Origin of the sequence: Aureispira sp. CCB-QB1 (assembly GCF_000724545.1) — a bacterium.
Taxonomy (GTDB): Bacteria; Bacteroidota; Bacteroidia; order Chitinophagales; family Saprospiraceae; genus Aureispira.
This window is the reverse complement of sequence record NZ_JHBV01000049.1, coordinates 93,633-107,904: the sequence shown is the minus strand read 5'-3', so window position 1 is coordinate 107,904 and position 14,272 is coordinate 93,633. Positions and strand designations below refer to the sequence as shown.

Genomic DNA, 14,272 nt, shown 5'->3' with positions numbered 1-14,272 from the left:
ATTAAAATTGTATATTGTAGAACAACTATTCAATCTATTTCAAATACTACGCTACTATGGTTCAATCTTACAAAAAGAAACACAAACTTGCTGCATCGTACGATACTATCATTATAGGTTCGGGGATAGGTGGTTTAACTACTGCTGTTTTATTAGCTCAGAAAGGTCAAAAGGTCTTGGTGTTGGAGCGTCACTATACAGCAGGTGGTTTTACCCATATTTTCAAGCGCAAAGGTTATGAATGGGATGTTGGAATTCATTATGTGGGTAGTATGGAAAAAGAATCTAGCATTCTCAAAAAAATATTTGACTCTATCACTGACCAACAACTAAAATGGGCAGATATGGGAGCGGTATACGATCGCATTGTCATTGGGGATAAAACTTATGATTACGTCAAAGGTGTTGGTAACTGGACAGAAAAAATGATTGGCTATTTCCCTGACGAAGAAAAAGCAATTCGAGCATACGTAGATTTAATTTTTAAGGTTAGTGCTACCAGTCGCAATTTTTTTGTTGAAAAAACAATGTCTCCAATTTGGAGCAAATTATTGGGATGGTTCTTGCGAAAGCCCTATCTCGAATATGCTAGAAAAAGCACCCATGACGTACTCGGTTCTCTAACCCAAAATCAAGAATTAATCAAAGTATTGGCAGGTCAATATGGAGACTATGGTCTACCGCCCAAACAAAGTAGTTTTGCCATGCATGCCTCTTTGGTCAGACACTATTTTTCAGGGGGCTTTTTTCCTATTGGTGGATCTTCTCAAATTGTAGAAACGATTGCTCCCGTATTAGAACGTTTGGGATCTACTATTCTTATTAGTGCTGAAGTTGACCAAGTAGTTATAGAAAAGAATACGGCTGTTGGTGTTCGAATGAAAGATGGAAAAGTATTCAAAGCAAAACACATTATCAGCAATGCGGGGCTATACACTACTTACAAAACTTTGCTTCCTGCTCCTATCGTGCAAAAACATCGTTTGCAACAACAACTTAACAAAGTACAACATTCTGTAGCTCATGCTTGTCTCTATATTGGTTTAGATGGAAGCCCTGAAGAATTGCAGTTGCCCAAAGCCAACTACTGGCTCTACCCTGACAAACTGAGTCATGATGAATGTGTTGAGAATTATTTAAAGGATCATAACGAGCCTTTTCCTGTTGTTTATATTTCTTTTCCTGCCGCAAAAGATCCTGATTGGAACAATCGCTATCCTGGTAAAAGTACAATTGATATTATCACACTCGTTCCTTATGAAACATTTGAAAATTGGGATGGAAAACGATGGAAAAAACGAGGTGAAGACTATGAAGCACGCAAGGAAAAAATTGCACAACGCCTCTTAGAGATACTATACAAGAAAGAACCTCAACTAAAAGGAAAAGTGGATTACTATGAGTTGTCTAGTCCATTAACAACAAAGCATTTTGTCAATTATGAAAAAGGTGAGTTATATGGTTTGGAACATACTCCAGAACGATTTGAACAAAAGTTTCTACGCCCAAGAACGCCTATCAAAAACTTTTACTTGACAGGGCAAGATATCACTACAGCGGGCATTGGTGGAGCAGCCTTTGCTGGTCTGTTAACTGCTTCTACTATTACTGGTGATAATATTGCAAAAGAATTGATGTCTTCAGACTAAAAAATTAAGGCTGGATTTTTCTTTTCAAACAATACAACTCATTCAAAAAAAGCAAACTTCAGAAACTATACGAACTAAAAAATAGTTATATTTATACTTTGCTGCATGACCAAATCACATCATTTTGATTATTAAAAAGATACGCTTTTATTGCCTAAAATATTAAAAATGACTTTAAAAGATAAATATATAAACCCTCTTACAGATTTTGGTTTCAAAAAACTTTTTGGAGTTGAACCTAATAAAGAGCTTTTAATTGATTTTCTCAATCAATTGCTCCCTTCTATCCATCAGATTAAAAACCTTACTTATACTAAAAATGAGCACTTAGGGAGCAGTGAATATGAAAGAAAAGCCATCTTTGATTTGTATTGTGAGAGTGAATCTGGCGAAAAATTTATTGTAGAAGTGCAAAAAGCTAAACAAAATTTCTTTAAAGATAGATCGGTCTATTACTCTACTTTCCCCATACAGGAACAAGCAAAAAAAGGGGATTGGAATTTTAAATTGGCAGCTGTTTATACAATTGGTATCTTAGACTTTATTTTTGATGAACACAAAACTCAAAATGAGTTATTACATACTGTTAAACTAAAAGATCAAAATGACAATGTATTTTATAATAAACTAACCTACATCTATATTGAGCTTCCTAAATTCACTAAGTCCGATAACGAGTTGCAATCTAAGTTTGATAAATGGTTGTATGTTTTTAGACATCTAGCCAACCTGCAAAACCGCCCTGTTGTGCTTCAAGAAAGAATTTTTAAAAAACTCTTTGAAGCAGCTGAAATCGCTAAATTTACTCCCAAAGAAAAAGAACAATACGAGGAAAGTTTAAAATATTATCGCGATTTGAAAAATGTTGTTGATTCTTCTAAAGAAGAGGGAATTAAGGAGGGCAGAGAAAAGGGTATTAAAGAAGGTAAAGTCAAAAAAAGTATAGAGGTAGCCAAAGAAATGAAAACAGATGGTTTTTCCTTAGAAAAAATAGCCCGATATACAGGTCTCTCAATTGAGGAAATCCAAAAACTATAAAAGCCTCCTTGTGGTGTTATATCCCCAAATATTATTTTTAACTAAACTTCATACCAAATGAAACAACCCATCTATTTTATATTTCTATTGTTCCTATTCCTTCATAGCTGCGATCTATCGCCACAAGGTCCTAGTGATGAAGCACTAAGTAAGATGACTCGTAGTGAAAAATGGGCAAGTTTAGAAAAGGGAATGTCACAAGAAAATGTCCTCCGAATTTTAGGAAAACCCAGCTCCCAAAAAGTTTGGTCAGGGCAAACTACTTATAAATTTGAATGTTTTACCTGTTCTGCTACCTTCAGCGAAGACGGGGAATTATGGTCTTGGTTCGGTCCTTCAGAAAGTCTATAATACAGTCATAAATATTTCTTACCCATTTTTAAGAGGCTTGAAAGCATTTCTTATCTTTAGTCAATGAATAAGACCGTCCTGTCATTTAACTTTGTTGTATAAACCTTAAAACAATCAAAAACTACAAACAAAGCTTATTATGACACTTGCACTAAAAATGCCTTTACCCCAACAACGTTCTGCTGCCTTAACAGCTGGTCTTTCCATTATAACCATGGCAATCCTTGCTATTTTTTCTATTGGTTATGCCTTTGGTCAATTAATTATCTTGGAAGATGCGATTATGACCATGAATAACATTCAACAAGACATAAGCCTATTTGTATTAGGGATAATAGGATTAATCCTTATCTTCATTTGCGATTTACTTGCCTCTTGGGGGCTATGGGGATATTTTAAGCGATTCGACGAAACTAGGTCCAAGTGGATGGCTGGATTTAGATTGGTTTATACGATCATTCTAGGAATTGCCATTACAACTTTGGTTTTAATCCTGCCCCACCTCCCAAATTCAACCTTATCGGCTTCTGAAGTCTTGAATCAAATTCAGAACTTCTATACCATATGGTCATTTGGGTTAATCATCTTTGGTCTTCATTTGCTTTTTTTGGGATTTATTGCTCTACGAGAAACTCCTGTACCCAAAACAATCAGTTGGCTTTTGTTAATTGCTGCTGTTGGTTATCTATTTAATAATATTGCCAGTTTGAGTAGCGACCATTATCTACACTACAAGCCAATTGTAGAAATGATTTTTAGTTTACCAATGATTTTTGGGGAGCTTGGGCTCGGTATTTGGCTTATTGTTCAAAACAATAAAAAAAGCTAGATGCGCTATTTCTTAGAAGCAACCCTTTTTCGAATTCGACTCAAAGACTCTGGTGTCACCCCCAAATAACTTGCAATTTGATGCTGTGGGACTCGATGCAACAAGTCTGGTTGATTTTTTAACAAATCGCAGTAACGTTTTTCGGGTGAGGAACTTATAAAGTTTGCAAATTGTTCTTGAGTTTTACCAAATCCTTGCTCCAACAACAGTCGAATAAATGCTTCTAATTTAGGATGTTGCTGATACATTGCCTGTTCTTGTGTTGGATTACCAACTAGTAAGATACAATCTTCTACACAGACTAAATAATGCGTTGAAGGACTTTGTTCTGCGTAACTTGTAAAAGAAACGGCGGCTTGTTTTTCTGTATAAAAAGCAGTCGTCTTTTCTTCCCCATCTACTAGGTAATATTGGCGAATGCAGCCTTCTAACACAAAAAAACATTTGTCTGCAATTTCGCCCTCTTTTAACAACAATGTGCCTTTAGGGAAAGCCTCTATATGAAGTTGTGCAGCGATTTCCTCCATTTCTGTTGTTGTAAAAAACTCAAATTGAGCCATGTATTCTATAATTTTCTCCTTCATTTTTGCCAGAATTTTGTTGAAACAACTAGATACAGTTTACTAAGTTACTCAATCAAAACAAAACCTGCCCAGTAAAAAGGGCTATACTTTTCTTGCATTTCCTTTTGCGCCAATTTCAACGCTTGTTTAGCAGAGCCTGTTTGTAAATAATGCTCATAAAAAACGCCCATCAATTCTGCTGTTTCTTTGTCGGGGATTCGCCATAACGTCACCAACATTTGGCGTACACCTGCCGATTTTAAAGCTCTCTGTAAGCCAAAAATACCTTCGCTATCATATACATCGCCCAGTCCAGTCTCACAAGAAGATAAAACTACTAAGTCTGTTTTATACAAGTCCAAATTTGATATCTCATAGGCGGTCAAAACCCCATCATCTAAGCCTTCTATTGGGCGTTTGCCTTGCCACACTCGGTTGGCTCCTGTCAAAATCAAACCAGAGCGCATCAAAGGATTTTGTGCATAAATGATTTGTTTGTAAAATTCCTTGGAACCGACAGGGCTTGGAGTCAAAGGTCTGAAAAAATAGCCATGTGTGGCGATGTGTAAAATATAAGGTGCTGCTTTTCTAGAATGCAATTTTACTTTATCTTCCAAAGCCTCCTCTCCTACGTACTTATGCGTCTGCCAATTCTTCTGATTAAACAGCACATCAATCGTTTCTACTTCTTCTTTCGTTCCAACCAAGTAGTTAAAAAATAGATTTCCTCTAGAAAAATTATTAGCCAATGCTCGACTCAACGGCAACGCAGTATTCGCATAAGCATATAAATCATAAGTTGTTAAAACCTGTGTAGAATCTTTTATCTTTTTAACCAAATTGACCAACTTAGCAGAATCTACGCTAAATTTAGCCCCCCCAACCAAGACAATATCTTTCCTTATATTTTGGGTATTGGTAGGGTATACAAAGTCTCTAAAAGAACCATATTGTACCACCTCATAAGAATCTAAAAGAAATTTTCCATTTTTGTCTCGAAGCGCAGCAAATGCTATTTGATGTAACAATCCAGTTGGAGATATATAAATTCGCTTAACTCTGGTCAACTCCGGTTCTAATGGTTTCCAAATCAATTCATAAAGTTCCTTATTGGTTAAAGAACTATTGATGTAGCTTTGGCTATTTTTAGTGATGTTAATATTTAATATAGCCTGCAACTCCTTATGATTGCTCAACGAAATCATTTGAGTCGTCTTTTTTCCTTTTTGGATAACCATCGCATAGTAGAGAATGGAATCTTCCCAATCTTTGCCATTATGATAGTTAAAATGAATAAAATCTATGGCTACTTCTCCCGCCTTTAGACGTTCTCGTATGCTATCTACGGTCAGCTGTTGACGACGTAACTTAAACTGATTGGATAAAGCTCCAGAAGCAGCACTCAATTGTTTCTCTAACCCCAAGGCACGTTGATCCAAGTCTTCCAAATTTATACCCAACATATCTCGCTCCAATTTGGGCATTACCGCCGCTTGTGCCAATTGGCGGCGTACTCCCAGCCAATTGTAGTATTGGTTTCTCAATAAACTATCCCCTGCCGTTAACAAGCTAGCCCTTGTCGCAATACTGCCCTCCAAAGCCAAACCTTTTATTGCTAAATTGATGTTCGCAATTTCATTACTCAATTCAGGCATATTGGGCAATAGTTGTATTGCTGAGGAGTAAAATTGATGAACTGTTTGATTTAAATTCTTTAAAAATTTCAACCGCTCCGCTTCATTCAAACTAGGATAATAACTGTATAATTGATGGATTAAATTCTTTGCCAAATCCATTAATACTTCCAGTGCTTTTTTATAATCTCTTTTAACCAAATAAAAATTAGATAAGTGGCCTAATGTAGTTGTATACTCTGGATGGCTGACACTAAATTCATCTTCCAATAATGCCTTAGCTTGTTGATGGTACTCTTCAGAGTTCTCCAATTCATCAACCGACAGATGTAGTGCTCCTAAACTGTTCAATGTGATTGGATATTGGGGATGGTGATTGCCAAATATTTTTTCAATCAAATCCTTAGCATCTAAATAATGCTGTTTTGCTTTCTGCACATCTCCTACCTGTTGATAAAAAGCGCCCAAATCATTTAATAAATCTGGATAATCCGCATAGTCTATTCCCGAAAACTGAACAATACTCTGTTGTGCTTCTAGATAATACTGCTCTGCTTTAACAGGATCGTTTGCGGCTTGATATAATTCTGCCATTTGACTCAACCCTTTCGCATAATTGGGTTGATCAACGCCACTATATCGAATAGGGTTTTTATTCGCATTGATATCTATATTGCTAAACTCCACCGAATTCGTGCTAGTTGCAGATAATTCTACTTGTTCTAATTTTTTGTTATCAACAATTGGTTCTTCTATAAGAGTTGTCATTTGCTGATCAACAGAGTAATAAAAACATTTTGAGAGATTCCAAAATGTTCGTGCCGCAAGGCTAGATAACTTCACCTCTGATAATCGACTACTTTTCATAGCTTGATTCATTGCCCCAAAACTATGAATTTTATGCTGAGCAAGCCACTCTAACCCTTTCCAGTTGACAACAATCGTTGTCACATACTGTTGCTTACCTTCTAAAGAAACAACACGTGTTTTATCTTGACACAAAAAAGCTCGTTTAAGTCCATTATTAGTAATAAAAATCCAATAATCGCCTTTTGATAAGATTGCTCCAGAATATGTACTAGTAATTGTTGCTGTTAAGCCTTTGATCGAACTTACAAAGCGAATTGAATAGTCTTGATTGGTTTTAGCGTCTAAGGTTACCGAGCAGCTAATCCAACCCGATTCAGCTACCTGATAGATGCTTTTGTCACAATCTTTTTGTCCAAAGGTAAGCGTTGAGTATCCCCAAAATAAAATTATGTAGAGTAAATATGGCATATGAATGTTCCTGAGTTTATCATTGAGATACAGTAGAACAAAATATACTCTATTATGAGATGACCGATTAATTTTTAATTAATTTTCATTCTACTGTTTATGCTTGTCACAATAGTTCGTTCAACTGACTCTAACAGCAGTTCATTCTACCCAATAAAATGCGCGTGAGTGCAGTGTTATAACATATCATAAAGCATATTACTTTATTCCTAAAAGTACCATAAAGTAATCAATTTTAATTAGGAACTTGTTATAACATTATTGAATTTTTCCAATTTAAAATTTCCTTTATTTAAGATGGCATATCCGTAATCAATGTAAAAGTAGCCGTTAGCCCTACACTAAAATTTCGAGGCAACTTATGCACTCCAAAAATAGCCCTAGAGTGTTTTCCTTTTTCACCTAAAATATTGACAAACAAATCAGAGGCTCCATTGACAATAGAGGGTCCTTCGTCCCAATGTTCTCCAGATTGATAATACGCATCAATGTGGTTCAACCCAAGCACTTTATCAAAACCTACTTTTGCTTTTATTTGAGCTAGGACATTCAAAGCACATAATTGCATCGCTTTGTAACCGTCCTCGGTAGAAATTTCTACGCCTAAACGACCTTGATAAAAATGAGCTTGATTAATAATTGGAAATTGGATAGCCACATAAGCTATTGCCCCACGTATATTGACAGAGACATAAGACCCTCCTGGCAATGACACATTAGGTAAACTTAATTTTAATTCTCGCAGTTTTTCTTCTACTAAATTCCTGTTCATACGTTAATAAAATAGGTTTTATAAGATATTCTTTATTCAAGGCAACTCACCATGAACCAAGTAGGATAAGAGAAATAAATATATTGCTCCTTAGTCTTCCTTGCTTAAGTTTCATAGTAAACAATAATATAATAATAATTCGCTAATTTTTGTTCTGTAGAAGGGCTAAAAAATGAGTTGTGGTAAGTATTAAAATTTATTTCCGTTTGGCTACAACCTCATCGTAGGAATACAGTGCAGTATCCACAAATTTCTTATTCCAAACCAAAGGATTCATTGCTAAGACAATTACTTTTAATCGGTTCATTCGTTTACATACGGCAGGAAATTCCTCTAATTTATTTCCTTTTAAATTTAACGTACGCAAACCTTGTAGACGCTCCAAATCATCTGGCAATTGGCAAATTTCATTGTTGCCTAAAGACAAATACCACATTTGCTGAAAATCTAGTAACTTTTTTGGAAAAGACGTTAGATTAGCTTTTTCGATAGCCACTCGTTTGGCATTTTTATACAAAAACAATTCCTCTAGTGCTTGGAAGTAACAATTTTTCAAAACGAAATCAGGTCGTTTGTCTATCAAGAAATTAATTAAGGTATTTTTTTCTTCTGTTGACAAATGCTGTAACCAAAAACGCAAACCATTCTTAAAATTCCTAAAAACATAACGACCAATCCTCCAAGCATCCAACTCCGTCCCTTTGGTATAATGCTGTAAATTATCCTCCAACGTGTACTCATCTAAGGTGGCACGCATAATGGGACGAACCTTAGCCGCCAATTTAGATTGCAGCGTTTTGCTTGCGTTTTGTTTTAACAAACTCAATACCTTTTTTCGAAAAGAGGCATCATTTTTTGTATCTCTCCAAATCAAAAACAAATCTGTTAACAAGACTTTCGGCACCCCTCCTTCCTTCATAATAGCCAATGCCAAGGTTCTATTTTCAATATCTTTGTGATAAAGCAAGGTCGTCAAATGTTCTATATCTGTTGGACTCGTTTCCTCTGTTTTTAGATATCTTCCTTTTTCAATTTCTAAAAAATTCAACAAAGTTGCTTCGTCGATGAACACCAATTGCTCAACATTATTTATTGAAGGTAGTTTGATGGGTGGTGCTAATACGACATGCGTTGTTGTAGCTTTTATTTTGGTAACATATTGAATTCCTTTTTCTTTTATTTTTTCTTTGAGCGACTTCTTAGGTAGATTCGTTTTACCCCAAATTGCCAGTTCACTTTTTTCATCTAGTGGATTGTTAGCCAATGCTTCTTGCTGTTGTAGCAATAGCTGTTCTAATGCTCGTTCACCAATCTCTTGATGTTTTAGAGTCAAGCACTTTAGTAAGCTGTCTTGTTCAAATGTTCTTTTTGAAGATTGAGTTAATAACTGATAAGCCACTTTTCTACCTTCAAAATCTAAAGAAACGACTTTGAAAGCCTTTAATAAAATAGAAAAGGAAGTTGCTTTTAACCAATCCTCATCCAAACCCAAATCTTGGGCATACAAACGACAGCCATTAGAATTTAAATCCAAGTTAAGAATGGCTAAGGGCAATTGTTTGTAAGGATTGTTTCTAATATCTAGAAAAGTGAGTGCTTTTAGTTTTTTGATAAAATTTGGCGACAAGGATTCTAGTCGATTGCCCGCAATTCTCAATTCCCTTAAATGCAAACAATCTTCGTCCAATTCAGGCAATTCAGACAACGCATTATTCGTCAAACTTAACTGGGTAATACGTGTATTGAGTGCGAAAAAGTCTTTGGAAATAGATTGGATTTTATTTCCTGTCAAATGAAGTTGTAAATCTCGTTCCCCAAATGCTAGTGATTTCGGAACAACCTCCAAAGCATTGCCTGTAATTTCTAGATAAGTTAACTGCTTTAAATCTGCCAAGTACTCTGGCAACTGTTCTAGTCCACAATCTCGAATGACTAGTGTTTCTAAATGCTGAAAGTTCGTAATTGCTTGAGGAATACGTTTAACATCGCATTTTATAAGAACTAACGACTTTAATTTAGAACAAGCAAATATTGCTTTAGGAAGACGGTCAAGTTTTCTAAACCGTGCAGAAACAATTTTTGCCTCATTTCCTTTTATATTGCTAGAGTCGTATACTTCCATCTCAAATACATTATCTAGATTTTAACTTCTTGATCGTAATCAAAAAAGTAGCGTTCTTCTAAAGAGGCAATCGCAAAACCTGCGCCCTGTTTTTGACATTCTCGACTAATTAATTGGCAACATTTCTCAATATTATTTTTATCCAAATGCGAAAAAGGTTCGTCCATAATTAAGAATCTAAACGGTTGGCAAAGCGCACGAATAATAGCAATACGTTGACGTTGCCCATAAGACATTTGACCGCATTTTTTCTCCAACAAATGCTCTACTCCCAACTCTGTCGCCATCGCTACAATAGCCGACTCGGGTTGATGATTGGTTAGGTTATTTTTCAATTGTATATTTTCTAAAGCTGTCAATTCCAAAAACAAGCGTAAATCTTGAAAGACAACCGACAATTCTCGTTGGCGAATGTCTGCCCACTGATCCAAACTCAATTCTGTCAAAGCATACTCCCCTCCCAATGCATTGATACGGACATCTCCAGTATAGTCTTTTCTCAAACCATACAAAATGTGTTGAAATGTCGTTTTTCCTTTACCAGATGGCGCTTCTACAAAATATCGAGTAGCGGCATCAAAAGCAAATGTAGTCCCCCAAATATCAGAGGTTTCTAATTGATCGCTCAAAGGAATAGGAACTAGGTTGTTAAAAGAAAACATGAATAGAAAATAATTTAAGAATTAAAATGTAGTGCCGTGTTCACCAATAACTAGCTTATTGAACAAACAACTGTCATCAATATACAATTAAGTCCGTAGATTCACTTAGTTTTATAAGCTGATTTTCAGCCAAAGTTAGAGCCAAGAACTACTCAACAGCGCTTGACTTTTTCTTTTTCTTCCATTTGTAATAAACCCCAACACCAATATTGGGTCCCTGTTGTACATTATTTGCCCATAAACCACCTGACAAAGAAAAATTCATACCAACGTAATCCGAAACAGGTACAATCGCCTTCAAAGTGAATGCTACAAAATTTTGATTGTTAACATACAAACCTGTTTGTACTTCTTGGGTTGAGTTTGGAATATCCGACTGCCCTGGCAAACAAACAATCGCATCCAAAGCTACTGCTAAATAGGTACGCTTCCCTACTCGCCATCCTATTTCAAAATTCGCAACCCACTGGTGACTGTAGTCGTGGGTTCTAAAATTCATACCACTTTCCAAATACGTATACATTTTCTCTTTGCCATATCCTATAGATAAAGAAGGTTGAAATCCCCAACAAGGATAAGCTGTTCTCAACCCTGTATTAGGATTATAAGCTTGTATAGCAGTTGGTGCCGAAATCAAAGCATGAGCTGCTAAATGGATGGTTTTACTAAAAAAATTATACTTTCCTCCTAATCGAGCATTTCCTAAGTCGACTAGAGTTCCTGCATCCAATACCATGCTTGGAGGACCAAAAGCATTAGTTCCCAATTGATTCGGGTCAACAGTTTGCACCTCTTGCCCAGATGAAACAATTTTTAGAGGTAATGAAGCAGAAAGGGTGAAGCGTTTTGTCAAACCATATTCTGCATACAACTCTGCTGTAGCGTCAAAAATAGACCGATTTAAAAACTTGGTTCTATACGCATTGATCGAAAGTCTATTAATAGGTGGAATGGCATACGCTGCAAATTGTACATAGCCTTCTCCCTTTTTTTTTGCCCAAGGTCCACCAGCATAACTATCTCCCCATAATAGCCCAAGTAATAGTGTTAATATTGCGTATCTCATTTTATTTTGTAGTTAGTTGTTGCCAATACAACTCATAGATCAAAAAAAACACAAGTCATCCATAAACTGAATGACTTGTATTACAACATTTTATACTTCAATTAATATTTAAGAGCCAAATATCTCTCTTAGTTTTGCCTCCAACGTAGCTCCTCTAAGGCGTTTGGCAACAATATTCCCTTCTTTATCAACCAAGACAGTATACGGAATACCACGCACGCCATAAGGTTTCGACAATTGAGAACTCCAACCTTTTAAATCACTGACATGATGCCAAGTTAATTTATCTTTTTTGATTGCATCGACCCATTTATCTTTATTAGTATCCAAAGAAACTCCTAAAATATCAAAACCTTTGTCCTTATATTTATTGTACAAACGAACTACATTCGGATTTTCACGACGACAAGGACCACACCAACTTGCCCAGAAATCAATCAACACGTATTTACCTCTCAAATCCGTCAATGATAGCGTTTTACCTTCAGGTGTTGCCCCTGTAATATTAGCAGCTGCTTCTCCTACACCAGCAGCACCTTTCAGCTTGGCGTATTGTTCTTTCATAAACTTATCTAACATAGGGTAATCTCCAGTATACTTATCCATATAAGCTTTGCTGTACTTCATAAATACCTCATTGTTTCTTCCCATCATTCCAAAAGTAACTGCTACCAAAGTAGGTTGGTGTAGTTGGCTCGTTTCTGGAACTTTTGCAAATAAACTATCAAGTACTGCTTTTTGTTCGGGACTCTTTAACCCTACCGTTGAAAGTGCTGTCGCATAATTTTTTACATTCTCATAGTAAAATGGCAATCTAGCATATACAGAGTCTTCAAAATCTACATAATCAAAAAATGACTCCGCAAAGTAAGCTCCTTCTACTTGTCCAGATTTTCCATTATTTTGATAACTCTGAAAGGTATTAAAAGCCATAATACGAGCTAATTCAGAGTTTTTTTGGCGCAAAGAATCCAGCAACATCATTTTTTCTTTGTCTTCTTTAGCCATTTTTTTCTTAACCTTTTCCAAGGTGGCATTATCTCCCTGTCCATTTTTATAATCGGTCATCAAAGTCATAAAAGTTTGGTTATAACCTTGAATTCGCTTCATTAGTTGATCATACTCTTTGTTCAAGGGACTATTGATAACCTTCAAGTCAGCTAATTTTGGTGTTACACCTTCCAGAATCACTGCTTTTTCTGTTCCCAACAAAACAGGTTTCAAATCTCTTAAACTAGCGCCAACATAATACATTCCTCTAGGTACTTGCCCTAAGTCGAAAGTACAGCCAAATCCTGCATCTGTTTTTGTTACGGCTTTGGTGACTACTTCTTCTGCTTGAATGCCTTTCCATGCATAAACACGAAGGCTATCTACTACATTGGTCGTATCCGAAACCTTTACTTCTAAGGTAATTGATTTAGGTAATTTTGTTGTTGTTTTTTTGGAATCGTTACAAGCCCAAGCTAGTATACACCCCAAGGTTAAAATTGTCCAAGTACGCATCATTTCTTTTTGGAATTATAAATATACTTTTAGTAGAGTTGGTGAACCAGTCAATAAAAAGGAACTTTTCCCCAATTATTGCGCTCTTTTAAAGTCTTTTTAATAAGGTTCTTTGAGAGTTCAAAGATACATTTTTTGCGGTAAAGTCTTGGATGAAAACAAAACTTTATGAAGTTGTTAAAACTATTAAAAATATCTGTTTCTTCTTTGACATTTAGAGAACGTAAAATATTACTACAATCTTTTTTTTATAGTTTTTTATCTTTTTCTGCTATCAAGCTTAGTAAGCCTTTAACCGTAATAATCATGGCTATAAAAATAAAGTTCGCAATCAAAATAATTGTCAAAATCATTCGGTACCCTCCTGCCTCAAAAACACTAAGTTTCGAAAAAAGAGTTGCCAATGCAATCACCCCTATCATAATAAACATAAATCCATAAATAGAATGGACCAAATATTTCTTATAATCTTCAGCAAACATACTCATCCCATTATTCATAATAGAATACAACAACAAACAAGAAGTACCAATCATCCATACAGTCAACGATTCTTGAGCTACAATAGCTGCTCCTAACATTCCTACAAGGGCACTTCCTCCAAATATTGCTGCTTGAACCATTGGAGGCATGATATTTTTCTTCTTTATATTTTCCATAATTTTAATTGAATCTAAGTAATCGCTCAGCATTTTCAACGATAACATTGCTTACACTTGTATTGACTATAAGATGAAGTGATTCGTCTTAACCGATCACTCAACAACATACGACTTGCCTGTTACATTACTTCGTGGGAAAA

General features: G+C 35.7%; 12 protein-coding genes. 4 read left to right on the top strand and 8 right to left on the bottom strand.

Annotated features, from left to right (window positions below):
• Positions 1 to 56 precede the first annotated feature (56 nt).
• The 4 genes from CG11_RS25685 to CG11_RS25670 all read left to right on the top strand — a co-directional run bounded on the left by CG11_RS25685 (position 57) and on the right by CG11_RS25670 (position 3,867).
• Positions 57 to 1,649, top strand: a complete 1,593-nt coding sequence (locus tag CG11_RS25685; protein ID WP_052599828.1) for an NAD(P)/FAD-dependent oxidoreductase — start codon at positions 57 to 59, stop codon at positions 1,647 to 1,649.
• Positions 1,650 to 1,817: 168 nt separating this feature from the next.
• The gene (locus CG11_RS25680) at positions 1,818 to 2,687 is read left to right on the top strand and encodes an Rpn family recombination-promoting nuclease/putative transposase (protein ID WP_052599827.1); all 870 of its coding nucleotides are present in this window, start codon (positions 1,818 to 1,820) and stop codon (positions 2,685 to 2,687) included.
• 57 nt (positions 2,688 to 2,744) lie between these two features.
• A complete protein-coding gene (locus tag CG11_RS25675) occupies positions 2,745 to 3,038 on the top strand; it encodes a hypothetical protein (RefSeq protein ID WP_052599826.1) in 294 nt (97 codons plus the stop codon).
• A gap of 139 nt (positions 3,039 to 3,177) precedes the next feature.
• A complete protein-coding gene (locus CG11_RS25670) occupies positions 3,178 to 3,867 on the top strand; it encodes a DUF4386 domain-containing protein (RefSeq protein WP_081909656.1) in 690 nt (229 codons plus the stop codon).
• Between the two features lie 5 nt (positions 3,868 to 3,872).
• Here CG11_RS25670 and CG11_RS25665 read toward each other — a convergent pair whose 3' ends face one another.
• From CG11_RS25665 to CG11_RS25630, 8 genes are all read right to left on the bottom strand, one after another.
• Positions 3,873 to 4,451 carry a Crp/Fnr family transcriptional regulator gene (locus tag CG11_RS25665; protein ID WP_052599825.1) on the bottom strand — a complete coding sequence of 193 codons (579 nt, stop codon included), beginning with the start codon at positions 4,449 to 4,451 and terminating at the stop codon, positions 3,873 to 3,875.
• A gap of 44 nt (positions 4,452 to 4,495) precedes the next feature.
• Complete coding sequence (locus CG11_RS25660; protein ID WP_052599824.1) at positions 4,496 to 7,342, bottom strand: CHAT domain-containing protein; 2,847 nt, start codon at positions 7,340 to 7,342, stop codon at positions 4,496 to 4,498.
• Between the two features lie 292 nt (positions 7,343 to 7,634).
• Positions 7,635 to 8,114, bottom strand: a complete 480-nt coding sequence (locus CG11_RS25655; protein ID WP_052599823.1) for a RidA family protein — start codon at positions 8,112 to 8,114, stop codon at positions 7,635 to 7,637.
• A gap of 196 nt (positions 8,115 to 8,310) precedes the next feature.
• The gene (locus CG11_RS25650) at positions 8,311 to 10,236 is read right to left on the bottom strand and encodes a leucine-rich repeat domain-containing protein (protein ID WP_052599822.1); all 1,926 of its coding nucleotides are present in this window, start codon (positions 10,234 to 10,236) and stop codon (positions 8,311 to 8,313) included.
• 14 nt (positions 10,237 to 10,250) lie between these two features.
• Positions 10,251 to 10,898 carry an ATP-binding cassette domain-containing protein gene (locus CG11_RS25645; RefSeq protein WP_052599821.1) on the bottom strand — a complete coding sequence of 216 codons (648 nt, stop codon included), beginning with the start codon at positions 10,896 to 10,898 and terminating at the stop codon, positions 10,251 to 10,253.
• Positions 10,899 to 11,046: 148 nt separating this feature from the next.
• The gene (locus CG11_RS25640; protein ID WP_052599820.1) at positions 11,047 to 11,964 is read right to left on the bottom strand and encodes a hypothetical protein; all 918 of its coding nucleotides are present in this window, start codon (positions 11,962 to 11,964) and stop codon (positions 11,047 to 11,049) included.
• 108 nt (positions 11,965 to 12,072) lie between these two features.
• Positions 12,073 to 13,473, bottom strand: coding sequence for a TlpA disulfide reductase family protein (locus CG11_RS25635; RefSeq protein WP_063833215.1), 1,401 nt, complete (start codon positions 13,471 to 13,473; stop codon positions 12,073 to 12,075).
• Positions 13,474 to 13,718: 245 nt separating this feature from the next.
• Complete coding sequence (locus tag CG11_RS25630; RefSeq protein WP_052599818.1) at positions 13,719 to 14,129, bottom strand: hypothetical protein; 411 nt, start codon at positions 14,127 to 14,129, stop codon at positions 13,719 to 13,721.
• Positions 14,130 to 14,272: the final 143 nt, after the last annotated feature.

Bases quoted from the DNA above. Each gene is read 5' to 3' on its own strand.
- CG11_RS25685 (WP_052599828.1), top strand. From the start codon at position 57: ATGGTTCAATCTTACAAAAAGAAACACAAACTTGCTGCATCGTACGAT.
- CG11_RS25680 (WP_052599827.1), top strand. From the start codon at position 1,818: ATGACTTTAAAAGATAAATATATAAACCCTCTTACAGATTTTGGTTTC.
- CG11_RS25675 (WP_052599826.1), top strand. From the start codon at position 2,745: ATGAAACAACCCATCTATTTTATATTTCTATTGTTCCTATTCCTTCAT.
- CG11_RS25670 (WP_081909656.1), top strand. From the start codon at position 3,178: ATGACACTTGCACTAAAAATGCCTTTACCCCAACAACGTTCTGCTGCC.
- CG11_RS25665 (WP_052599825.1), bottom strand. From the start codon at position 4,451: ATGAAGGAGAAAATTATAGAATACATGGCTCAATTTGAGTTTTTTACA.
- CG11_RS25660 (WP_052599824.1), bottom strand. From the start codon at position 7,342: ATGCCATATTTACTCTACATAATTTTATTTTGGGGATACTCAACGCTT.
- CG11_RS25655 (WP_052599823.1), bottom strand. From the start codon at position 8,114: ATGAACAGGAATTTAGTAGAAGAAAAACTGCGAGAATTAAAATTAAGT.
- CG11_RS25650 (WP_052599822.1), bottom strand. From the start codon at position 10,236: ATGGAAGTATACGACTCTAGCAATATAAAAGGAAATGAGGCAAAAATT.
- CG11_RS25645 (WP_052599821.1), bottom strand. From the start codon at position 10,898: ATGTTTTCTTTTAACAACCTAGTTCCTATTCCTTTGAGCGATCAATTA.
- CG11_RS25640 (WP_052599820.1), bottom strand. From the start codon at position 11,964: ATGAGATACGCAATATTAACACTATTACTTGGGCTATTATGGGGAGAT.
- CG11_RS25635 (WP_063833215.1), bottom strand. From the start codon at position 13,473: ATGATGCGTACTTGGACAATTTTAACCTTGGGGTGTATACTAGCTTGG.
- CG11_RS25630 (WP_052599818.1), bottom strand. From the start codon at position 14,129: ATGGAAAATATAAAGAAGAAAAATATCATGCCTCCAATGGTTCAAGCA.